Below are 20,969 nucleotides of genomic sequence, written 5' to 3'. Positions count from 1 at the left end.
ACCATGAACCGGCCCAGCGGCAGCCCCCGCCCCGTTTCGCGGCCGGCCAGCACGGCCGCCACGAAAGAGCGCCGGGGAGAAGCGACCCGCAGGAGAAGGGACCGGCAGGAAGAAGCCCGCACGGAAGAGGCCGGCGGACGCGGAAAGCCCCGCGCGGCGGGCGGTCCGGCGGCGCGCAGCATGGCCGCGCGCCGCCCGCCGGACGCCACGTCACCCGGCTCTCTCGGATTCGCGGTATCACGCACCCCTCAGAGTTTGCTAACCTAACTGAGCCGACGCGAGATGACGGTCCCGCGTGCAGGCACCAAGTCCGGGTGGCGGAATAGGCAGACGCGCTAGCTTGAGGTGCTAGTGCCCAGTGATGGGCATGGGGGTTCAAGTCCCCCCTCGGACACAGACCCGTACCCCATATGGTCCTGGTCGCTGGAGACGGCGACCAGGACTTTGTGTTGTGAGGGGTGGTAGACCAGCTCCAGGCCAAGGTTGGCGTAGATCTTGGCCTTCCGGGTCGGGTCGGCTCTCCCCAAAATTTCTACGAGGCTCCCCAGACCGCGCAGGGACGCGGCAAGGCTGTCGCGGTCCAAGAGGCGGGGCCGGGCCACGGGGAGCCGCGTAAGCCTGTGTTGGAGCTCAGTCTTTCGACCTTGCTCCTCCCTCATCCAGCTCGCGATGAGCACCGGGTCGGCGCCGGCCTCCAGAGCCGCGCGATGGCGAGCCAGCTTCCGATCGCATTCGGCCATCTGCCGCTTGATGGCCTCACCCTCATGCAGCTCCGTGGATGGCGCTTCGTGCGCTGCCACCAGGAGGTCCAAGGTGCGGTCGATGTTCGACGGAGTGAACAGGCGTCCCAACCAGCGGTCGAGCTTGGAGGCTATGTCGATCTCGCGCAGGTAGACATTGCGAGGGTGCATCACGTGGTTGGCGAGCGCGTACTCCTCGGGGAACCTGCACCGGTAGTAGGGCATCTCGTTCGCCCAATGTCCTTGCATCTTGCGGGCGCAGAGTCCGCAGATGAGTCGTCCACGGAGCTGGTACACATGCTGAGCCCGCCGGACCGTCTTGTCGGTGTAGCGATCACCACGACTGTGGAGCGTCTGTTGCGCCGCCTCGAAGTCCTCCCTGCTCACGATCGGTGGATGTGCCGGGGCGTCTGACCAGATCCACTTGTCCTTGGGGTTCCAGCGGAGCTTGGGCATGTGCCCGAGGCCCACGTCGTCCACATCGATCAGGACCTCGTCCTTCCGCTGCCTGTTCCAGACCTGGTAGCCGGTGTAACGAGGGTTCAGCAGGATGGCGCGTACGGCGCCCTTGGACCAGGCGACCCCAGAACGGTGGCGATTGCGCTCGGGGTCGTGGGCGGAGGGGCACAGGATGCCGTCTCGCGTCAGCCTCTCAGCGATGGAGAAGAGGCCGTAGCCCGCAAGGAAGTCGGCGAAGATCCGAGCGACCACGGCTGAGGCGACGGGATCGAGTTCGAGCCGATGCAGCCGCCGGCCATCCGCCGCTTTCGCCGGGTTGGGGTGCGGACCGGCGTCCGCCAGGACGTAGCCGTACGGCGGGCGCCCACCGAGGAAGCGGCCTTCCACCTGTGCTTGAGCTCCCATGGCGCTACGTACTCGGATCTTGACTCTGTTGCGCTCCCCCTTGCTCATGCCACCGAAGACGCTCATCACGAGGTCATGAGCCTCGTTGGCCGGGTCGATGGGGCCACCCACTTCAGGCACCCACAACGGCACTCCGAAGTGCTCGAAGATCGGAAACGTCAGACCGTACTGGTTGCCGTAAAAGGCACGGTGCGGCTCTCCGATCACGACCGCCTCGAAGCCACGATCAGGGCTTCGCAACTCCTTCAGCAGCGCCGCCGCATGGGGACGACGCTGCCAGGGGATCGAGCGTGACTTGTCCACGTCGAAGAACTCGGCGACGATCACTCCCCCGCGCGGCTCGATCAGCGCACGAGAGCGCGTGAGTTGCCAGGCTCGTGACGAGGCCGGGTCCTGGTTGTCCTCCGTGGAAACACGGCCGTAGAAGCCGAACCGAATGGTGTCCATATGTCTCCTCAGGCGGCATCCGCGTGGACGCTCGGCGATTCCTGGTGGACCTCCAACAGGATCGCAAGCAGCTCCACTGCGGCGCTCGCGTTCAGGCTGGGAACCCCAGGGGGGAGGACGACCACCAGCTCGTTGTCTGCCTTCATGCCGCCCTCCCCTCGGTTGCCGAAAGTTCTTGGTCCTCTGCTTCCGCCTGGAGGCGAGCCATGTGGGCACGCCAGCGTTGCCGTTCAGCCACCGACCGCAGGAGCCGGACGGCGAGCGGCGGCACGTTGGCGTCTCCGACCGGGACGGGCCTCCAGACGTAGCGGTGCGGGTCGGGTGTCTCGTCGGACTGGCCGAGGGCTTCCAGGACCCAGGTGCGGCGGTCCTGCTTGTGCTCGGCGAGGGTCTTGTTGGACCACTTGCGGGAGACGAGGACGCGGCGTCCTGCGTAGCCGAGGTGGTCGGGCTTGTGGGCCTTGCCCCGGCAGCGGCCGGGGAGCATTCCGGGTTTGGCGTTCTTGGGTTGGATGCCGTAGCGCAGCCAGTTGGCGCAGGTGGGTGAGCAGGGTTCGGTGCGCAGGGCTTCGATGAGGCGGGCGGCGTGCTCGCGGCGGGCCGGGTTGTCGGCGGTGGCGTCGAGGGGGTCGGCCAGGCTCTTGGTCAGGTACTTGGTGAGGTAGCCCAGCCACTTGCCGGCGGCTGGTGTGCCCGCCAGGACGCTTTGGATGTTGTGCTGCTGGCCGAAGCGGACCACGTGCAGAGGCTCGGCGTCCTGGTCGGCGTCGAGCTGGTCGAGGGCCTGGTCCCAGGTGGGCAGCACCTCGCCGGTGGCCGGGTCGAGGTAGCCGACCCCGTCCTGCCAGACCGGGAGGTGATCGCCGTCGAAGCGGACGTCGTCCACCGGTGGCCACCAGACCTGGTGGTAGGTGGCGGCGATGATCTGCTTGAGTTCGGCGCGGGGCAGTGTCCCGCGGATGGCGATGTGCAGGTGTGGGGCGAGGCGTTGCTGTGGTTCGACGGTGCCGAAGTACTGCACGTCGTAGCCCGCGACCCGGCGCAGGTTCTGCACGAACCGGTCCACGAGCTTGGAGAAGTGCAGCGCATCGCGGGCGGCCCGCGCGTAGTCGTAGGTGTCGGGATCGACTGGAACGCCGTCACGCACCTTGCCATAGGACGGAAGGGTCAGGGTGACGAACAGCGACGGACGGAACACCTTGCCGTCCGGGGTGGCGAAGGTGCGGCCGAGGGTGGTGCCGGCCATCTTGCGCTTGGGCAGATCCGGCGCGTCCTGCCGCCGTCTGGTCGAGCGCACCCGCTTGGCGGCGGTCCGGCCGAGGACGCTGCCCCGCATGCCCGCCTCGTTGATCTCGGCGTCAACGCCCTCGATGGCGGCGTCCCAGTCGGCGGTGTCCTCGCCGAGCCGTTCCGCCTCCTCACGCCGGGCCTGGAGGTCGGCGCGGAACTCGACCAGCCACCACTGATCGTCTGACGGCTCATCCGGTGTGATGGCGGGTTCGTGGTCGAGGTGCCAGCCCTCGCGGCACTGGGCGATGCGGAGCTGCCGGTTGCGCTTGGCGCACGGCGGGCACTTGGCCTCCAGCGTGGCGCCGCACGGGACGTCGATGAGTTCCCACTGTCCGGTGTGGGTGTCGAGCCGCTTGAGCGGGACGGGCCGGATGCACACGCCGTGCAGCTTGGCGACCTCTTCCACGACATCGCGGGCCAGCGGCATCGCCATCCGGATCGCCCGGGGTAGTGCGCGGTCGTGCGGGTTGGTCATGCGGCCTCCTCTCGCTCGGTGAACAGGGCGACCATCTGGCGGATGTCGTCGTCGGAGACGTACGCGGCGCGCACGCGGACGGGTTCGGGTGAGGTCTCCAGCCGCATGTAGGCGACGCCGGCGCCCAGCTCGGGGATGGGTGAGATGTGATCGGCGAGGGCTCCTCGGTCGCGGGCGCCGTCTCCGAGGACCATGTCCACCTGCTCGGACTCGTCCAGCCGCAGGGCGATCTTGTCGGGGAACAGGTTGCGGATGTTCACGACCTCCTTGCGCGGATCCTGAAGCGCCGCCATCACGCCGACCCCCACGGAGCGGCCTTGGGTCGCAAGGGTGGCCAGCGCGGCGGAGACGCGTTGCCGGAGTTGCTTGTCGGGCTGGTAGGCGGTCAGGAACGCGACCTCGTCCACGAGCACCAGGACGAACGGGTCCTCCACCGTCGGGGTGTGGGAGCGCTGAAGACCGGCGAAGCGGGCCGCCCTCTTCTGCATCACCGAGACCGCCTCGTCCAGCAGGTCGGCGCAGTCAGCGGGATCGCTGGCGTAGCGGCCCTGGAAGAGTTCGCGACCGAAGGACAGCTCCATCAGCTTCGGATCGAGTGCCCAGACCTCGGCCAGGCCCGCCCGCATGGCAGGGAGCAGGCCCCGGATGGTGTCCCACAAGAACGAGCCCTTACCGGCCCCCGTCGCACCCGCGATCAGGACATGCGTGCCATGGACCTTGAGCCGCAGAGGCCGGCCATCTTCTTGCTTGCCGATCTCGACCGGCCCGACCGATGGCTGATCGGGGATCGGGAGAGCCGGGATCGAGGAGGCGAGTGGGTCGCTGCGTGGGAAGGTGAGCAGCAGTCGGCCGCCCTTGATGAGCCCGATGCGGCAGGAGACGGCGCCGAAGCCCTGGGCGAGGTTGTCGGTACGGTCGGTCCAGTCCTTGACCGCCTGCCCGCCGAGCATCCGGACGGTGATCCGATCGGCCCAGCCGTCACAGGCCACGCGGAGGAGCCGGGGCATGTAGACGCGGCCGTTGATGCGCTTGGCCAGCCCGGAGACCTCCATGACCGCCCGCCAGTGACGCCGATAGACCCACACCAGCCGCCACCAGGCCAGCAGCCGCCACCCGACGAGCCGGGCGAAGCAGTCGCGAGCCAGGAAGGCAAAGGCAAGCAGGACCAGGACGACGAACCCGAGCACCGAGACCGCGAGCTGCCAGCCGTACAGCACCCACAGCACGCCCAGAAGGGCCGGAATGGCGCAGGCGATGGGATGCCGCCAGAGAGCGCGGACCAGTGCGGAGACGAAGCGCCAGCCGTAGATGACGAGTGTGACGAAAACCGGAGTCTTGACGACGGCGGGCCGGAAGACCACGGCCGTGTCGGGAGTGGTGGAGACGAGGTTGCGCGCCTCGTCCCCGGGGAGTCGCTTGAACATTAGGCTTGAGCCCTCTCGTGATTCGCGTCAGGGGAGAAAAGGGGCCGCCGGAAGGACCAGTTCCAGCGGCCCCGCTTGCGTGTCAGGCCGCCGCCGGCTGTTCGGCGTGCAGCCGCTCGCAGTCGGCCAGGAAGGCCGCAGCGGCGTCGAGCAGTCCGCGAGCGAAGCGCACGTGCTGCTCGGCGACCTCGGAGCCGTGGGTCAGGCCGATGCTGACCCGGGCTCCGGCGTGCTCGATGTTGAGGAACGGACACCCGCGCTCGGCGGGGTAGTACTCGACCCGCGCCCGCTCATCCGGGTAGAGCGAGACCCTGATGCGGGGCTCCCCGTCCGAGGTGACGTTGATCGTGGTGTAGCTGTAACCGCTCATGCTGCGACCTCCTTGCCGTTGGACTTGGCCGTGTTGGTGGTGGTGTTGGTGCGGGGCGCGAGCATCTGCCGCGCCTTGATCGAGTACGCGAGACGCCCGGCCCCGTTGACGTACGGCGTGACGGTCAGCCCGTCGAACTCGACCGGCGTGAACGGCAGCCCCGCGACCGGAGCCGGAGGCACCGGCTGGACCGGGGCGAGGATCTTGACCGCCACCGTCTTCTGAGCCGCCTTCAGCGACGGGTCGGCGTCCATGACGGGGATCTGCCAGACGAGCTCGCCCGTCTGCTTGTCCCGCGCCTGGACGAACCTGCCGTTCGTCGACGCCTCGAAGTCCTTGACCGGCTCGACCTCCCCGACGGTGTAGCAGCCGTGCGGGAAGACCTGGCCGAACGTCACCGGAATGGGTCCCTGGATTGCCATGCTGACGATCTCCTTGTCTTGAGTGCTCAGCCACCTTGACTGGCCAAGTGCTTCTATTAACCAGCATGCTCACTTGGCCAGTCAAGTAAACCAAGACGACGTGCCCAGAAAGCTGGAGCGCCGACTAGCACATAAGGTGATCTTGATAAGGCGGGCTGTAACCCATACAGGGTTCGTGGCTATCTCTCCTGTGTGGGCCATCGCCTCGACCCGTGAGGAGCGCTTGTGACGGAGTACCGGTTCAACTCACCTCCCGGATGGCCCGTCCCGCCCCATGGCTGGAAGCCGCCGCAGGGGTGGCAGCCGGATCCGTCGTGGCCCCCGGCCCCTCCTGGATGGAACTTCTGGCTTCCGGAGAACACGCCTGCCCCGCCGGCTCCAGCCGTCGTACCGCAGGTTCCGGAACGGAAGAGCGGCGGGCTGTTCGGCGGCAAGAAGCAACTTGAAGAGGAGAACGCCCAGCTACGCGCGTGGGTGGAACAACTCGGCGGGATGGACGCCATGCGCATCGCGGCGATGACCGAGGCGCTACGCGCAGAGCACGCAGGACTACAATCCGCCCTCGACGCAGCCACTCAGCGGCTACGCGAAACCGAGCACCGGATAGTGCGGACCGAGGAGACCGTCCTCCTTCAGGAAGTCGGCATCTACGAATACCGACACCCATTGAGTGACGCGATCGCCTACAAGGACCAGCTCGCCCAGGTGAAGGCCCGCATCAAGGACATGGCCAGGGAGGGACAGGCCGTCGTCGGCGCCACGAACTGGCAAGTGAACGGGTCGGCAGCCGAAGGACGCAAGATGGTGCGCGACTTCTCCAAGCTCATGCTCCGGGCGTACAACGCCGAGGCGGACAACTGTGTGCGGACGATGCGCCCATACAAGCTGCAATCGGCGATCGACCGACTGGAGAAGGCAGTCGAGATGATCGTCAAGCTGGGGCGGACGATGAACATCCACGTCCATCCCGACTACCACCGCACGCGAATCTACGAACTGGAGCTGACTGCCGACTACCTGGCCAAGCAGGAGCAGGAGAAGGAGCTCATCCGCGCCCAGCGCGAACAGCAGCGGGAGGAGGAGGCCGCACGCCGAGACTTCGAGCGGGAGAAGGCGCGCCTGCGCAAGGAGGAGGCCCACTACCGGTCGGCGCTGGCCAAACTTCTGCAGAACGGCACGGCGTCTGCGGAGAGCGTCGAGGAGTTGAAGGCCAAGCTGGAAGAGATCGGGGCAGCGGTGGCCCACGTGGAAACACGGGAGGCGAACACCAGAGCCGGCTACGTCTACGTGATCTCCAACATCGGCGCGTTCGGCGACAATGTGGTCAAGATCGGAATGACGCGCCGCCTGGAGCCAGAAGACCGCGTGCGAGAGCTCGGCGATGCCTCGGTGCCGTTCAGGTTCGACACACATGCGCTGATCTTCAGCGAAGACGCCGTCGGACTTGAGTCGAGACTCCATGCCGAGCTGAACGACCGGCGACTCAACAAGGTGAACCTTCGGCGGGAGTTCTTCCGCGCCACTCCGGCCGAGGTACGCGACGTGTTGCGGAAGATCGCAGGTCAGCATCTCCTGGAATACCGCGACACGGCAGAGGCCCTGGAGTGGCGACAGTCGGCCGCGGTGACCGAACCGGCCTAACCAGGATCGGCAGCGTCCTTCACCACCTACCGCTAACGGATGGGATAAGCATCTTCGAGTTCGTGGCGATCCCCCGGCAGCACCGACTCCACCACGACCCAGGGCTTGCCGGTGGCGTCGCAGGCCACGGCGTACACGGTCAGCAGCGCGGCCGAGCTTTTGACGTCGAGGAGCGTGCACTCCTCCTTGGTCGGGTTGCGCGCAGTGATGTGCTCGATGATGTGATCGAGCGAAGTGCCGGCCGCGGCCTCGACGTACCGGCGAACACCCTGCTTCAGCTCCTCCGTCTCGGCCAGCGCCGTACCTTCGGCGACGGCGACCGGTAGCCAGGTCGAAGAGATCTCGGTCGGCTCATTGTCGTGCTCGACCAGCGTCCGGCGCAGCACCACCGGAGACTTGGGCTTGATCCCGAGATAGGCGGAGATCCGGTTCGGCGCCTCCACCTCTCCGGCCGCGAGCAGTCGGCTGGAGACCTGGACCTCTTTCCGGTCGAGCAGTTCCCGACCCGTCCGTACCTGCTGTCCAGTGGGGAGAGCCGGGCGACCACGCACGAAGCGGCCCTTCCCTTGATGGGTGACGATCCAGCCCTGATCACGCAGGACACCGAGAGCCTTGACGACGGTCGGCCGGGCCATCCCGAACTCGGCCATGAGTTGGTGCTCACTCGGGAGAGGAGAGCCGGGCGCGTATTCGCCCGAGTCGATGCGCCGCTCCAGTTCCGCGATCAGTTGCGCGTACTTGGGCGGCGTGTATTCAAATGACATCGGAGCCCCACATTCAACATGCCTGTCTAGCCAAGCAGGCTATCAGCGCATGGCGCTTGCGTAACCCTCTGTTGGGCGAGGAAGTCATAACCTCGAAGGTCCGACCGCGCCGCCGCCCGCACTCAACCGTCCTATCTGACCTCGCCCCCGAGCAACGAGGCCCAGACTGACTCGGCTCTCCGAAACGACCAGCGAAACGTCTCATGGGTCTCAACCGACCGGTCGAGCTGGACGGTACGCCGCACGAACGCCACACCACCCGCATGGCACAGCTCGTAGGTCGTCGCCTTGCAGTCACATGTCCAGGCGATCACCCGGACACGTTCCTGAGCCCTTAATGGGTCCTGCCAGACCAGGCGCATGTGGTCGGTCCGCAAGGGAGCCACGTGCGGGCTCATGCAGCCCGTGAAGATCTCCATCACGCCGCCCTCAGCCTGCCAACGCCGGAGCAGTCGAAGCACTCGATCTGCGCCAGCTCGACAGCCACGCCGTCAATGCGGCATTGCGCGTCCGCCCGGCTCCTGCGCACCCACCGCCAGCCCCTTCCCCGGCAGGCGCGGCACCGCTCACATGCGACTTGATCGTTGGCAGTCATAGGCCAAGGGTCGTCATCAGGACATACACAGCCCATCCCGAGACGGAATCCCTCTACCGGATGGGCAATATCCCTTGACGGGATATCGCCAGGCAGTGAGCGTGGGGTTACCGGCAGTCCACGGACACAAGGGGATACGGCAGATGCCCGCAGACGGGGCCGAACCGGTCGTCGTACCGGCTGACCTCTGGGAACGCCCCGAAATGGTCTCGGCCCTCACAAGTCGCGACATAGGCCATGTGTTCCGTTTGGTCCGTCAGTACGCGGGCGTCAGCCAGACCCGCATCGGCGTGGCGGTGGGCCTCAGCCAGGGCAAGGTCAGCGAGATCATGAAGGGCGCCGTCCAGGTCGCCTCGTTCGAGGTGTTCGAGCGCGTCGCCGAGGGCCTGCACATGCCCGACCTCGCCCGCATGACTCTCGGCCTCGCTCCCCGCGTGATCACCGGCGTTCCACTCCCCCGCATACCCATCCCGGCTCGGGATGGAACACCAGCAAGTGCCCTGCCTAGCGTGGAACAAGTTGGTCAGCTTGTTCTCGGCCCGCACCAGTCCGACGACGTCCACGACGTTGACGTGCTGACGCTGGCCTGGGTAGTGGGAAGGCTGGATACGCACGTGGACCGTCGAACGATGCTCCTCCTCGCCGCGGGCATGACCGCCGAAGCCGCGGCTTCCATCGTCGACCCCTGGGAGCGCCTGACCCGCGCGCTCAGCGGCCCCCAAGCCCTCGACGAGGACACCGTCGAACGCCTCGAAGCCCGCACGATCGGCTTCCACCGCCTCGAATACGTCCTCCCGGCCCGGGCCATCTACCAGGGCCTGACCACCCACATCACCGAACTGAGCAACCTCATCCAGAGCGGCCCGCCGGACCGCTTCCGCCGCAGGCTGGCCGCCACCGCCGGCGAAGCCTCCACCTTGGCGGCGTGGATCGCATGGGACCTCAAACAGCCGGCCCAGTCCGCCTCGTTCGACCGCGTCTCAGCCCTGGCCGCGAAGGAGAGCGGCCACCCCGTCATCCAGGCATGCACCTACGCCTACAAGTCCTACGCCCTCGAAGGCGTCCTTGCCCTGAAGGCCGTACAGCAGGCGAAGACCTACCTTCCACCCCACGGCGACGACGCCACCCGCGCCTGGCTCCTCAGCCGAGAAGCCGAAGAACTCGCCGCACTCGGCGACCGGCGGGCCGTCGAGCTCCTGCACCAGGCCGAAGAAGCATTCGACCGCGCCCAACCCCACCGGGAACGCGCCTGGACCCGCTTCCTAGACGCTGGACGCATGGCAGCCTTCCAGCTCTCCACGTACGTACAGCTCAGCGACGAACGTCATGTGCTCGAAGCTGGACAGTCCGCCCTCGACTCCATCAGCCACAAGACCGACCACAAACGAGCCGCGGTCATCTACGCCGACATAGCCAAGGCACAGTTCCAGCTCGGCGACATCAGCGAGGGAGTCTCCTACGCCCGCCGCGCCCTCGACACAGCCCAGCGCACCGAGTCGACATGGGGCCTCCAGCACTTGGCCGCAGTGGAGAAGACCCTCGCAGGGCAACAGGACCAGGCCGCCCGCGAACTCCTCGGCGACCTGATCGCTACCCGCCGGGACGCGGGGCTGTCTCCTGCCTGATCCACTCCAGATAGTCAGCCGTGCCTGCCACCAGGGGCACAGCCACGATCTGAGGCACCTCGTAGGAGTGCAGCTCACGCACCTTTACGGCCAGATCCTCAAAGCGCTCCATGGTGGTCTTCATCAACACCAGCCACTCATCAGCTTCATTGATCTCGCCCCGCCACCAGTACCGCGAGGTGATCTGCCCGGCCACCTGAGCCGCCGCAGTCAACCGGGCAGCGACAACTGCCGAACAGATCCGATCAGCCTCATCACGGCTGCTCGCGGTCACACGAACCTCAATACACTCGGCCACGCCGCATACACTGCCGAATTGTTCTCTTAAGGATCAAGCGGCGGCGCGCCGCGCCGCCGTACCCGGCCCTCCGCCGCCCGCCGACCGGGCGTGCGGCCTGGGGGCCGGTCCCGGTCGGCGGCGCCCCGGGCCGTAGCCGTACCACGCGACCGCCGTACCAAACGAACGCGCCGACCGCCGGCCCGCCGCCGCCACGCCAGCACCCGCCATGCCATCCTGTGCGCCATGGACGACCTCGAATTACTCCGACGGGAGTTCGACGCCGAAGACGGATCGTTCCTCATCCAGCTCCGCTGCGACCTCCATTGGGACCAGCAAGCCTTCAGCCGCCTGGAGCAAGCCATGCGCCGCGTCTGTGCCGAGCAGGAGACCAATGAGCGACTCGACCGATGGCTGGTCGAAGGCTTCTGGTACATGGCTGATTTCGTCCCCAGCCATACCAGCCATCCGAACTTCCCCCGCCCCGAACAACCCCAGTACTACGAAGCCGCCATCGAACGACTCCATGACCTCCAGAACTGGTTCGTTACCGGCCGGTCCCCTTATCTCGCCACGTACACATGGCCCGATCTCTAGGCAACTCATGGGCGACAAGAAGCCTCCGGCGGGGGCACTCCGGCTCTGGGATGATCGCTGTGCTGAGAGCAGATCCGTAGGTGGCTGAGGCGGAAGCTGATCATCCCGCCCACCATCGACCCGGGACAAGCCGAGCAGACCAAGGCCAGGGGGTCAAGGTCGTTCGTCCAGTGGGGCGCTCCACCTTGACCCCCTGGCCTTGGCCCGCTTCCCCTGCGGGCGGGTCGACGGCAGACGGGATGATCAGCAGGCGAAGTGCGCGCGTACCCGCGCATCGGTACATCGTCGCCGTAGGTTGCTCTGGACCCCTGGGTCGGAGGTCTGGCGCCCGAACCAAGATCCGGGATATACACGGGATGATCTACGACTCGCAGGCCGGAGCGACGACAGATTGCGGAGGTCAACACGCGGATTCGACCGTAGTCCGCGACACCCGGGAAAATCGTCGGCTCTTCCTAATCGAGCTCAAGCCATCGTTCTCCCTGCACGAGAAGATAGGCGAACGGTTCAACACGCCCCTCGGACACATAGGCAACACACATGTGGAGGCCGGGTTGATCCCGAGCCTCCACTAGTTGTTTCTACGGGTAGTACGTCGGGCGCGACGTGGCTCGGCGATCCGCCGGGTCACCAGGGACGGATCGGCGCCGGCTTCCAGTGCGGCGCGCGTGAATCGTCCCTGCTCGACGCGCCCCGCTTGGCTCCGCCGCCAACCAGGCGTCCACATGAGGACGATGAGGGGCCGTTCTGCTTCCGTCTCCGGCCGACGAGCGCGCTCCGCACGGAGTCGAAGTCATCCATGGAGATCAGCGGCTCTTAGGTGATCTGTCCCGATCGGCCGGTGAGGGTGGGCGGGTGCCCCCGCGGGCCGCCTTCCATCGGGAAGGCGGCCTTACCACTTCATGGCCGCTGGGGGATCAAGGAGCGGGACGTTCTACCAGGCGATGGGGCCAAGGCGATCGATGAAGGTCCCGGTGGGCCCGTCTGGGGGGAGCGTCGCGAGCTCGATGATCGGGTCGCTGCCCTCGGTGACCGTCAGCTCGCCCGTGTGGATGTTCATGTCGGTGGCGGTGAACTTGCCGTTGGCGACCTCGCCGGGGGTCACGGCGTTGAACTTGATGGCCGGCAGCGCCTGAGCGTATCGGACGGTGATCATGTTCAGGGCCGCCTTTGACGAGGTGTAGGCGAGTTCGTACATCTTCGAGACAGCTTGCGCGGGGTCGGTCACGACCGCGATCGACCCTCCGGCGCCGGTGACCATCACCACGCGCGGGTTGTCGGCCGCCTGCAACAGCGGTAGGAACGCGTGCGTGACCCGGACCGGTCCGTACACATTGGTGTCGTAGACGGCGTGGATGTCGTTGGCCGTCGCGTCCGCCGGGTTGATACCGCCGCCCGGCGTGCCGGCGTTGTTGATCAGCACGTCCATCCGGTCGGTGTGCTCCCGGACCAGCCGCACAGCCCCGGCCACCGACTCCTCCGAGGTCACGTCCAACGGGACCATGATGACGTGTGCGCCGTCGGCGGCCAGCTTCTGCGCGGCGGCCCTTCCTCGGCTCTCGTCGCGTGAGCCGAGGAAGACCCTCCAGCCCAGCTCTCCGAGTCTGCGCGCCGTCTCGTAGCCCAGGCCCTTGTTCGCTCCAGTGATCAATACTGAGGTCATGTTCTCTCCTGAGGTCGTTTGTGCTTACGGCGGGATCGGCGTCTTGTGAGCAGCCGCTCACCAGGTGACCGGGAGTTCGTGAACGCCGTAGATGACGGCGTCGGTCTTGAACGGCAAGTCCTCGGCCGGTACGGCGAGCCGCAGGGCGGGGATGCGGCGGAACAGCGGCCGAGGCACTGGTGCGGGCCGAAGCCGAAGGCGACATGGTGGCGGGCCCCGCGCTCCACATCCAGTTCGCCCGGGTCCCTGAACGCCGCCGGCTCCCAGTTGGCCGACAGCATCGAGACGATGACGCCCTCGCCGGCCTTGATGCTCGCCTCGCCGACCTCCACGTCTTCGGTGGCCACCCGGGAGGTGACTCCGTCGGCGATGGTGAAGTAGCGCAGCAGTTCCTCCACGGCCATGGGCGTCCTGCTCGGGTCGGCCTTGACCAGGGCCAGTTGCTCCGGGTGGGAGAGCAGCCCGACCACGCCGAGCGAGATCATGTTCGCCGTGGTCTCGTGTCCGGCGGTCAGCAGCAGGAAGGCCAGGCTCACCAGGCCCGCGGGACGATCAGCCGGTCGGGGCCGCGAACGTCGTGGAGGCCGGTGGTGCGGGCGTCCTCACGGGTCCTGCGGCGACGGTGGCGGCACGGCGCGCGCGCAGTCCGCCGACCAGGCACAGCACGACACCGAGCGTGAGCCAGGCCACCAGGACGGTGACGGAGTGGGTGGCGCCGCGGCCGTCGAAGAACGCGGTGGAGCGCAGCAACTGCCCGCCCGCCCCGGGCGGCAGCAGCCGGCCCAGCATGCCGGACCAGCCGGGCAGCATCTCGGGTGCGGTCGCGGCACCTGACAGGGGGTTGCCGACGAGCATCATGGTGACGGCGCCGAGCCCGAAGCCGACGAACCCGAGCAGCGCCTCCAGCCCGAGGATGCTCAGGGAGGTGGCCGCGATGGTCAGGGCGACGGCGCCGCTGTTGGCCCAGTAGGAGCCGTTGAGCGAGCCGAGCCAGAACTGCAGGATCGCCGCCGCGGCCAGGCCGCCGGTGATCGCGAAGGCGAGCGCTCCGGTGACCCGGCGGGCGGTGCCGCGGACGAGTCTGGTCAGCAGGAGAGCGGCGAGCAGGCCGACCATGACCAGGGGAAGGGCGCCGGCGGCCAGGCCGGCGCCACGCGGGTCGTCGGCCGGCAGGGCGGCGAGGTCGCGGATCGCGACCTCCGCGCCGCCGGTCCGTGCCTGCGCCTGGCTGAGCCCGGTCCGTGCCTGCGCCTGGCTGAGCCCGGTCGCGACGCTCTGCAGGGTCTGGGCGATCGCTCCGCTGGCGGCGGAGGCGATGACGACCTGCGGGGTGCCGGAGCTGACGTCGATCGCCCCGTACACCTCCCGGTCGCGGATCAACCGTTCGGCGGCTGCGGTGCCGGCGACCTCGGTGATCTCGAAGGCGTCCGGCAGGCGTCGGCGGAGCGCGGTGCTGACCTGCTCGACCGCGGCGGCCGGCCCGGCGACGGCGATCGGCACGTCGTGTACCGATGAGCGCACCGACGGCCAGGCGAAGGCGGTGAGCAGCACACCGGTGATCGCCGTGAGCAGGACGACTGCCCTGGCCACTGCCGGCCAGGGTGATGGCGATGTGTCGGCTGCCGGCGGGGCCTGAACGGCCATGTCCACTCCTCGAAAGAGAACGTTCGCGTGATTGATGTGGTGAAGGGATGAGCCGGTACGCGCGTTTGTGCGCTACTTCAGCGTGAGCGAGACCTCAGATCCGATGCGGGTCAGCTTGCGCGGGTTGCGGACGTAGTAGAGGCCGGTGATGCGGGCGTCCTCGACGCGCGCCGCGATGACGCCGTCGATCTCGCCGTCCACGCGCAGGAGGAGCGCCGGGCCGCCGTTGACCACGGTGGGCTCGCTGGTGAGCGCGACCTGGGCCTTGGCGAGGCCGACGACGATCATGCGGGCCACCTTGTCGGCGCCGATGATCGGCTGCGGCGCGGCCTGCTTGACGCCGCCGCCGTCGCTGATCAGGACGACCTCAGGGGCGAGCACATCTAGGAGACCCTGTAGGTCCCTGGTTTCCAGCGCGCGCTGGAAGGACTCCACAGCCGCCCGGGTCTGGCTCTGGGAGACCACCTCGCGGGGCCGCCGGGCCTCGACGTGCCGGCGGGCCCGGTGCGCGATCTGGCGGACGGTCACCGGGGTCTTGCCGACGGCTTCGGCGATCTCGTCGTAGCTGACGTCGAAGACCTCGCGCAGCACGAAGACGGCGCGTTCGGTCGGCGACAGCGTCTCCAGGACGAGCATGAGCGCCATCGACACGCTCTCGGCGAGCTCGGCCTCCTCGGCCACGTCCGGCGCGGTGAGCAGCGGCTCGGGCAGCCAGGGGCCGACGTAGGCCTCCTTGCGCCGCTTCATGACGCGCAGCCGGTCCAGCGAGCGCCGGGTGATGATCCGCACCAGGTAGGCGCGCTGGTCGGACACCTGCCCGAGGTCGACCTTGACCCACCGCAGCCAGGTCTCCTGCAGGGCGTCCTCGGCGTCGGCGACCGAGCCCAGCATCTCGTAGGCGACGGTGAACAGCAGGTTGCGGTGGGCCAGGAATGCCTCGGTCGCCTGGTCCATCCGTCCGCCACCAGCCATCGGCTCGGCTGTGCCCGTTGCCGCATCCCCGCGTTCGTTCATACCTGGCTCCTGCCTGTGCACCCGCAGATCCCGCTCCATGCACAAGGCGTCGGCGCGCACCGCTGTGTGACACCTACGACCGGTGACACACGTCACATGGCCGCACTGTCACAAATCTCGGGGCGCCGACGCCGCATGGTCGTCAGGACGCCGCGCGAACGACAGGCGCGGCACACGACTCCCCGAGCGATCACCTTGGCCCCGTCGCCCGGTGCCCGCCGCGCGAGCGCTCAGCAGAAAGAACGGATGGACATCATGAGCAAGGTCTGGTTCGTCACCGGTTCGTCTCGTGGCCTGGGCCGCGAGTTCGTCGAGGCCGCCCTGTCGCGCGGTGACAAGGTGGCCGCGACCGCCCGGACCACCGCAAGCCTTGACGAGCTGGTCGCCGCCTACGGCGACGCCGTACTTCCGCTCGAGATGGACGTGACCGACAAGGCCGCCGTCTTCGACAGCGTCAAGCGGGCCAAGGACCACTTCGGCCGCCTCGACGTCATCGTCAACAACGCCGGCTACGCCATGATCGGCGCGATCGAGGAACTGACCGAGCAGCACCTGCGCGACCAACTGGAGACCAACCTGTTCGGCGCGGTGTGGGTGATCCAGGCCGCGCTGCCCCACCTGCGTGAGCAGGGCGCGGGCCACGTCATCCAGATGTCCTCGGCCGCCGGGCTCATGGCGTTCCCGCTCGGCGGCGCGTACCACGTTTCCAAGTGGGCCGTGGAAGCCCTGAACGAATCCCTCGCCCAGGAGGTCGCCGGCTTCGGCGTCAAGGTGACCATCATCGAGCCCGGCGGCTTCGCGACCAGGAACGGCAAGAACCCCGACCCCCTGGCCAACGGCCACATGGCCGAGCCCGACCCGATCTACGACGCTCTGCGGCGGCGCATCGCCGGCATCGCCGGAAAGCAGCCCGCCGGCGACCCGGCCGCCGCGGCCCGGACCCTCCTCAAGATCGTCGACTCCGACGACCCGCCTCTGCGGGTGCTGTTCGGCCTGGGCTTCCACCCCATGATCCAGCAGGTCTACGCCGACCGCCTCAAGACCTGGGCCGACGGACAGGACCTGTCGGCCCAGGCTCACGGTCACCTCGACCAAGAAGATCGGTGACCCGGTGCCGAGCCGACCCACCCGAAGCAAGCGAGCCGACAGGAGCAACCCATGAAGCATCGCATCGTCGTCCTCGGCGCCGGCTATGCCGGGGCTTACGTGGCCGGGAACCTGGCCCGCCGGCTGTCCCCGGCGGACACCGAGATCACCGTGGTCAACGCCGAGCCGTACTTCGTCGAGCGGCTGCGGCTGCACCAGCTCGCGGCCGGCCAGGTGATCGAGGCCCCCGAGCTCGTCGACGTCTTCGCGGGCACCGGGATACGGCTGCGCCTGGCCCGCGTCACCGCCGTCGACCCCGAGCGCCAGATCGTCGCCGTGGCCGACGCCGGCGGCGGGGACGGGGGCGGCGGCGGGGGCTGCGGCAGGGGCGGGGACGGCGGCGAACTCCGCTACGACACGCTCGTCTACGCGCTCGGCAGCCACGGTGACGACGGCGGCGTCCCCGGCGTGGCCGAGCACGCCTTCGACATCGCCGCCCGGCCCTCGGCGCTACGCCTGCGCGAACGCCTCGACAGCCTGGACAGGCGGGGCGGAGGCGGGAGTGTGCTGGTCGTCGGCGACGGATTGACCGGCATCGAGACCGCCACCGAGCTCGCCGAGTCCCGGGCCGGCCTGTCGGTGGCGCTCATCGCCCGCGGCGAGTTGGGCGCCCGGCTGTCCGCCGGGGCCCGCGGCCACCTGCGCCAGGCGTGTGACCGGCTGGGCATCACCGTCCTGGAGCACACCAGCGTCGAAGCCGTCGAAGCGACGCGGGTGCTGTGCGCGGACGGCACCGCCCTGGCGTCCGACGCGACCGTGTGGACGGCCGGGTTCGCGGTCAGCCCCATCGCCGCCGCCGGCGGGCTGGAGGTCACCCAGGACGGGCGGATCGTCGTCGATCGCACCATGCGGTCGGTCTCGCACCCGAACGTCTACGCCGCCGGCGACAGCGCCTACGTCATCGGCGACAACGGCCGGCCGCTGCCGATGTCCTGCGCGTCGGCCGGCTCCACCGGCCGGCAGGCCACGGACGCGATCGTGGGACGGCTGACCGGCGACAAGATCGCGAAGAGCAAACTGGACTACCCGGGTAACCACATCAGCCTCGGGCGGCGGGATGGGATCCTGCAGCCGGTCAACGACGAGGCGCAGGCGAAGCCGGCGTACGTGGGCGGCCGGAAGGCCGCGCGCATCAAGACGGGCATCCTGAAGATCTCGCTGTGGGCGGTCTCCCACCCCACCTTCGGCCTGCCCAAGCGCAGGCGCCGCGTGACCGCCGCGCCGGACGCGGCCACCCGGGAGGGGGCCGCGACCGCCGGGCCGGGGGTTGAAGGATCCGTCCGGAAGGTCGCGTGAGCGCCTTCGAGCGGTCCGCATGAACGGCGCCGCCGCTGATCGGTTCGAGGCCAGCCGGTTGGGGCCGGGGTCCTCACCGTTGAAACGGCGAGGCTCCTGCGGCGGATCGTCCCGGGTACGCCGGTGGTCGAGCCCGTCCGGGCCGGTCAGCCCTCTGGGCGGGCGCGGCCCGCGGGTTCGCTGTAAAGGGTGATGCTCCACTCTTCGCTGTAGCCGCCCTGCGGTGCGGGTTTGAAGGCATTCGTGAGCTCGACGCCCAGCCCTATCGTCGCGGCAGCTCTGACCAACTGGACAAACTGCTCGACATCACTGCCAACAACTTTCTTGATGACTTTCGGAGCGTGGATGTTGTCCGCCGATGCGGGATGGGATGACATGATCCTCCTCCAGGCTTCGCCAATTCTCGCCTATTCGCGGCGGCGGATCCTCCCGGATGGGGGAGATTGTCGGAGATTCCCGGCGCACAACGTCAGTGGGCCGTCCAGCCGCCGTCGACGGGCAGGATCGCGCCGGTGATGTACGAGGCGGCCGGGCCGGCCAGCAGGAGCGCGGCAGCCGCCAGTTCGGTGGGCTGCGCCCAGCGGCGCGCGGGCACCTGGTGGTCGAGGAAGGCGCGTACGCGGGGGTCGTCGTCGGCGCCGTCGTTCAGCGGGGTCCGGAACGGCCCCGGGGCGAGGGCGTTGACGCAGATGCCGGTGCCGGCCAGTTCGACGGCCAGGCTGCGGGTGAGCTGGACGACGGCGCCCTTGCTGGCGGCGTAACCCGCCCGGCCGGCGGCGCCCACCAGGCCGAGCGCGCTGGCGAGGGTGACGATGCGGCCGTATCCCGCGGCCCGCATCACCGGAACGGCCGCCTGGCAGGCCAGGAAGGTGCCGACGACGTTGACCTCCAGGCAGCGCCGGAACTCGGCCGCGCTCAGCCGGCCGAGCTCGCCTCTGGCCTGGATCCCCGCGCTGGTCACCAGGATGTCGAGGCGGCCGAAGCGGCCGGCGACCTCGTCCACGACCTGTTGGACGCCGTCCTCGTCGCTGACGTCGCAGGTCAGCGACGTGGCCGGGCGCCCGGTGAGTGACGTGATCCGCGCCGCGGCCAGCTCTCCCTCGTGCTTCCGCCGCCCGACGAGCGTGACGGCGGAGCCGGCCTCGGCCAGGGCGAGGGCGATGGCGTGGCCCAGGCCGGACGAGCCGCCGGTGACGATGGCGACGTGTCCGGTCAGGTCGGTGCCCGTGCGAGGGGCCGGAGCCGGTTCGTTCATGGTTCCGCTCTTTCGTCGTGCGCTCTACCGGCCGGACGGCCGACGATCCTGGCCGAGGTAGGCGGCTCCGTTGACCCAGTTCTGGACGAGCCGGCGCGCCGCCTGATTGAGGTCTCCGTCGCGGACGGCGGCGAGGATGTCGCGGTGTTCGTCGATGCTGCGCCTGGCGCGGTCCGGGCCGCCGAAATAGAGCACGTCGTATCGCTTGAGCAGCGGCTTGGTCTGGGCGATGATCCGCATCAGGTGGGCGTTGCCGCAGGCGGACAGCAGCAGCGCGTGCCACCTGTCGTCGAGGTCGGCCAGGCCGCGCCCGTCGTCCAGGGCGGCTCGCATCGCGTCGATCTGCCGTTCGAGCGGCTCGACGAGCCCGAGCAGGTCCTGAGGGGAGCTCCATCGCAGCGCGAGGGCCTCCAGCTCGCCGACGAGCGGATACAGCTTGCGCGCCTCGTCGAGGTTCAGGGGCGGCACGCGGAAGCCACGCCTCGGCTCGGCGACCAGCAGGCCGCGGTCGGTGAGCTCGACCAGCGCCTCTCGCAGCGGCGTGCGGCTGACCTTCAGCTCGGCCGCGAGGCGGACCTCGTTGATCCGCGCCTCGGCCGGCAGCCGGCCGTCCAGGACGCGGGCGGTGACCTGCTCGGCGATGTCGCGCCGCAGGGGAGCCGTCGTGGTCTGGTCCACTCTTCCGCCCTCTTGCATGCAGAATATGGTTTCTGTATTCAGAATATAGCGCCTGACGAGCGCTGTTTATGATGTCGGGATGACGGACGCCGCCGACGCGAAGCGTGACCAGGTCGTCGCCGCCGCGCTCGAGGTGTTCGGCCGCTACGGCTTCCGCCGTACCTCGATGGATCTCATCGCCCGGGCGGCCCGCATGTCCCGCCCGGCCGTCTACCTCCACTTCAGCGGCAAGGAGGACGTCTTCAGGGCGGTGGCGCAGAGGTTCGCCGGCGACATCGTCGCGGCGGCCGAGAGGGCACGACGCTCCAGGCGGCCGATCACGGATCGGCTCTATGACGTGCTGGCGGTCAAGGTCGAGTTCTTCGTCGGCACGGTGGAGGCGGAGTACCGGGCGGAGCTGTTCGCCGAGGCCGAGGTGCTCGTCGAGGACGTGATGGTCGCGTTCGAGGCCGGCTACCTGTCCGTGGTCGAAGCGGTGCTCGACGACGCCGCGGACGAGCTCGATCTGCTCGGCGTCGATCTTCCGGCGGGGGACGTCGCGGCGGTCCTGATGGACGCGGTGGCCGGGATCGCGCGGCAGAAGGCCGACCCGGCCGTGCTGTACCTGCGCCTGCGCCAGCTCGTGGAGCTCGCGGTGCGGGGTCTCACCAGCAAGCCGGCCGGCCTCTCCACGGCGTGACGGCGCCGCCACGGGTGGAAGGCGGCGCGGCTCGCGTGAACACCCGTCGCCGGGTACGCCAGG

General features: G+C 68.7%; 20 protein-coding genes, 1 tRNA gene and 1 pseudogene. 7 read left to right on the top strand and 15 right to left on the bottom strand.

The annotated features are described in order from the left end of the window. The first annotated feature begins 308 nt into the window (after positions 1-308). Positions 309-394 (top strand) — tRNA-Leu (locus HT134_RS26475). Positions 395-938: 544 nt separating this feature from the next. Here the strand turns inward: HT134_RS26475 and HT134_RS48155 are convergent. The 6 genes and pseudogenes from HT134_RS48155 to HT134_RS26445 form a co-directional block, all read right to left on the bottom strand. Beyond that, a pseudogene (locus HT134_RS48155) lies at positions 939-2,051 on the bottom strand (recombinase family protein); the annotation flags it as partial. Between the two features lie 8 nt (positions 2,052-2,059). Beyond that, positions 2,060-2,197 (bottom strand): hypothetical protein, encoded by a 138-nt coding sequence (locus tag HT134_RS26465; protein ID WP_175603176.1) that lies wholly within the window; start codon positions 2,195-2,197, stop codon positions 2,060-2,062. Next, a complete protein-coding gene (locus tag HT134_RS26460) occupies positions 2,194-3,816 on the bottom strand; it encodes a replication initiator (protein ID WP_175603175.1) in 1,623 nt (540 codons plus the stop codon). The genes HT134_RS26465 and HT134_RS26460 overlap by 4 nt, the downstream gene beginning before the upstream one ends. Next, a complete protein-coding gene (locus HT134_RS26455) occupies positions 3,813-5,240 on the bottom strand; it encodes an FtsK/SpoIIIE domain-containing protein (protein WP_175603174.1) in 1,428 nt (475 codons plus the stop codon). The genes HT134_RS26460 and HT134_RS26455 overlap by 4 nt, the downstream gene beginning before the upstream one ends. 82 nt (positions 5,241-5,322) lie before the next feature. After that, positions 5,323-5,610 carry a hypothetical protein gene (locus tag HT134_RS26450; RefSeq protein WP_175603173.1) on the bottom strand — a complete coding sequence of 96 codons (288 nt, stop codon included), beginning with the start codon at positions 5,608-5,610 and terminating at the stop codon, positions 5,323-5,325. Then, positions 5,607-6,032: a plasmid replication, integration and excision activator gene (locus HT134_RS26445; protein ID WP_175603172.1), complete on the bottom strand. Its 426-nt coding sequence runs from the start codon at positions 6,030-6,032 to the stop codon at positions 5,607-5,609. Before HT134_RS26445 ends, HT134_RS26450 begins: the two co-directional genes overlap by 4 nt. A 225-nt stretch (positions 6,033-6,257) precedes the next feature. Here HT134_RS26445 and HT134_RS47755 point away from each other — a divergent pair, with 225 nt between their 5' ends. Then, positions 6,258-7,673 (top strand): SNIPE associated domain-containing protein, encoded by a 1,416-nt coding sequence (locus HT134_RS47755; RefSeq protein WP_312888442.1) that lies wholly within the window; start codon positions 6,258-6,260, stop codon positions 7,671-7,673. Positions 7,674-7,705: 32 nt separating this feature from the next. On the opposite strand, the gene HT134_RS26435 is transcribed toward HT134_RS47755, so the two are convergent. Further along, positions 7,706-8,437, bottom strand: coding sequence for a GntR family transcriptional regulator (locus tag HT134_RS26435; protein ID WP_175603171.1), 732 nt, complete (start codon positions 8,435-8,437; stop codon positions 7,706-7,708). Positions 8,438-9,175: 738 nt separating this feature from the next. On the opposite strand from HT134_RS26435, the gene HT134_RS26430 reads away from it, so the two are divergent. Beyond that, positions 9,176-10,657 carry a helix-turn-helix domain-containing protein gene (locus HT134_RS26430; RefSeq protein ID WP_246365507.1) on the top strand — a complete coding sequence of 494 codons (1,482 nt, stop codon included), beginning with the start codon at positions 9,176-9,178 and terminating at the stop codon, positions 10,655-10,657. Here HT134_RS26430 and cutA read toward each other — a convergent pair. Then, the gene (gene cutA / locus HT134_RS26425) at positions 10,623-10,931 is read right to left on the bottom strand and encodes a divalent-cation tolerance protein CutA (RefSeq protein WP_312888441.1); all 309 of its coding nucleotides are present in this window, start codon (positions 10,929-10,931) and stop codon (positions 10,623-10,625) included. The two genes, HT134_RS26430 and cutA, sit on opposite strands and share 35 nt — an antisense overlap. A 249-nt stretch (positions 10,932-11,180) precedes the next feature. On the opposite strand from cutA, the gene HT134_RS26420 reads away from it, so the two are divergent. Continuing rightward, complete coding sequence (locus HT134_RS26420; protein WP_175603169.1) at positions 11,181-11,531, top strand: hypothetical protein; 351 nt, start codon at positions 11,181-11,183, stop codon at positions 11,529-11,531. 934 nt (positions 11,532-12,465) lie between these two features. On the opposite strand, the gene HT134_RS26415 is transcribed toward HT134_RS26420, so the two are convergent. The 4 genes from HT134_RS26415 to HT134_RS26400 all read right to left on the bottom strand — a co-directional run bounded on the left by HT134_RS26415 (position 12,466) and on the right by HT134_RS26400 (position 15,792). Further along, positions 12,466-13,194, bottom strand: coding sequence for an SDR family NAD(P)-dependent oxidoreductase (locus HT134_RS26415; protein ID WP_175603168.1), 729 nt, complete (start codon positions 13,192-13,194; stop codon positions 12,466-12,468). Then, complete coding sequence (locus HT134_RS26410) at positions 13,191-13,730, bottom strand: cytochrome P450 (RefSeq protein WP_217708392.1); 540 nt, start codon at positions 13,728-13,730, stop codon at positions 13,191-13,193. The genes HT134_RS26415 and HT134_RS26410 overlap by 4 nt, the downstream gene beginning before the upstream one ends. Positions 13,731-13,746: 16 nt before the next feature. Next, positions 13,747-14,784 (bottom strand): hypothetical protein, encoded by a 1,038-nt coding sequence (locus tag HT134_RS26405; RefSeq protein WP_217708391.1) that lies wholly within the window; start codon positions 14,782-14,784, stop codon positions 13,747-13,749. A gap of 126 nt (positions 14,785-14,910) precedes the next feature. Continuing rightward, entirely contained in the window at positions 14,911-15,792 is an 882-nt protein-coding gene (locus HT134_RS26400) for an RNA polymerase sigma-70 factor (RefSeq protein WP_246365505.1), read from the bottom strand. A gap of 315 nt (positions 15,793-16,107) precedes the next feature. Between HT134_RS26400 and HT134_RS26395 the strand changes: the two genes are divergently transcribed. Together HT134_RS26395 and HT134_RS26390 are read left to right on the top strand one after the other, a co-directional pair. Beyond that, positions 16,108-16,959 carry an SDR family NAD(P)-dependent oxidoreductase gene (locus tag HT134_RS26395; RefSeq protein WP_175603165.1) on the top strand — a complete coding sequence of 284 codons (852 nt, stop codon included), beginning with the start codon at positions 16,108-16,110 and terminating at the stop codon, positions 16,957-16,959. Positions 16,960-17,010: 51 nt separating this feature from the next. Then, entirely contained in the window at positions 17,011-18,294 is a 1,284-nt protein-coding gene (locus tag HT134_RS26390; protein WP_175603164.1) for an NAD(P)/FAD-dependent oxidoreductase, read from the top strand. Between the two features lie 146 nt (positions 18,295-18,440). Here the strand turns inward: HT134_RS26390 and HT134_RS26385 are convergent, their stop codons facing one another. The 3 genes from HT134_RS26385 to HT134_RS26375 all read right to left on the bottom strand — a co-directional run bounded on the left by HT134_RS26385 (position 18,441) and on the right by HT134_RS26375 (position 20,227). Then, positions 18,441-18,671: a hypothetical protein gene (locus HT134_RS26385; RefSeq protein WP_175603163.1), complete on the bottom strand. Its 231-nt coding sequence runs from the start codon at positions 18,669-18,671 to the stop codon at positions 18,441-18,443. A gap of 92 nt (positions 18,672-18,763) precedes the next feature. Beyond that, entirely contained in the window at positions 18,764-19,549 is a 786-nt protein-coding gene (locus HT134_RS26380) for an SDR family NAD(P)-dependent oxidoreductase (protein WP_175603162.1), read from the bottom strand. A 24-nt stretch (positions 19,550-19,573) separates the two neighbouring features. Further along, on the bottom strand, positions 19,574-20,227 hold the full coding sequence (locus tag HT134_RS26375; RefSeq protein ID WP_312888437.1) for a GntR family transcriptional regulator: 654 nt from the start codon (positions 20,225-20,227) through the stop codon (positions 19,574-19,576). Between the two features lie 79 nt (positions 20,228-20,306). Here HT134_RS26375 and HT134_RS26370 point away from each other — a divergent pair, with 79 nt between their 5' ends. Beyond that, on the top strand, positions 20,307-20,906 hold the full coding sequence (locus tag HT134_RS26370) for a TetR/AcrR family transcriptional regulator (RefSeq protein WP_175603160.1): 600 nt from the start codon (positions 20,307-20,309) through the stop codon (positions 20,904-20,906). The last annotated feature ends 63 nt before the right edge of the window (positions 20,907-20,969 follow it).

Source organism: Nonomuraea rhodomycinica, from assembly GCF_013363995.1.
Lineage (GTDB): Bacteria > Actinomycetota > Actinomycetes > Streptosporangiales > Streptosporangiaceae > Nonomuraea > Nonomuraea rhodomycinica.
This window is presented reverse-complemented; position numbering and strand designations above follow the sequence as displayed.

Bases quoted from the DNA above. Each gene is read 5' to 3' on its own strand.
- HT134_RS26465 (WP_175603176.1), bottom strand. From the start codon at position 2,197: ATGAAGGCAGACAACGAGCTGGTGGTCGTCCTCCCCCCTGGGGTTCCC.
- HT134_RS26460 (WP_175603175.1), bottom strand. From the start codon at position 3,816: ATGACCAACCCGCACGACCGCGCACTACCCCGGGCGATCCGGATGGCG.
- HT134_RS26455 (WP_175603174.1), bottom strand. From the start codon at position 5,240: ATGTTCAAGCGACTCCCCGGGGACGAGGCGCGCAACCTCGTCTCCACC.
- HT134_RS26450 (WP_175603173.1), bottom strand. From the start codon at position 5,610: ATGAGCGGTTACAGCTACACCACGATCAACGTCACCTCGGACGGGGAG.
- HT134_RS26445 (WP_175603172.1), bottom strand. From the start codon at position 6,032: ATGGCAATCCAGGGACCCATTCCGGTGACGTTCGGCCAGGTCTTCCCG.
- HT134_RS26435 (WP_175603171.1), bottom strand. From the start codon at position 8,437: ATGTCATTTGAATACACGCCGCCCAAGTACGCGCAACTGATCGCGGAA.
- HT134_RS26430 (WP_246365507.1), top strand. From the start codon at position 9,176: ATGCCCGCAGACGGGGCCGAACCGGTCGTCGTACCGGCTGACCTCTGG.
- HT134_RS26420 (WP_175603169.1), top strand. From the start codon at position 11,181: ATGGACGACCTCGAATTACTCCGACGGGAGTTCGACGCCGAAGACGGA.
- HT134_RS26415 (WP_175603168.1), bottom strand. From the start codon at position 13,194: ATGACCTCAGTATTGATCACTGGAGCGAACAAGGGCCTGGGCTACGAG.
- HT134_RS26400 (WP_246365505.1), bottom strand. From the start codon at position 15,792: ATGGACCAGGCGACCGAGGCATTCCTGGCCCACCGCAACCTGCTGTTC.
- HT134_RS26395 (WP_175603165.1), top strand. From the start codon at position 16,108: ATGAGCAAGGTCTGGTTCGTCACCGGTTCGTCTCGTGGCCTGGGCCGC.
- HT134_RS26390 (WP_175603164.1), top strand. From the start codon at position 17,011: ATGAAGCATCGCATCGTCGTCCTCGGCGCCGGCTATGCCGGGGCTTAC.
- HT134_RS26385 (WP_175603163.1), bottom strand. From the start codon at position 18,671: ATGTCATCCCATCCCGCATCGGCGGACAACATCCACGCTCCGAAAGTC.
- HT134_RS26380 (WP_175603162.1), bottom strand. From the start codon at position 19,549: ATGAACGAACCGGCTCCGGCCCCTCGCACGGGCACCGACCTGACCGGA.
- HT134_RS26370 (WP_175603160.1), top strand. From the start codon at position 20,307: ATGACGGACGCCGCCGACGCGAAGCGTGACCAGGTCGTCGCCGCCGCG.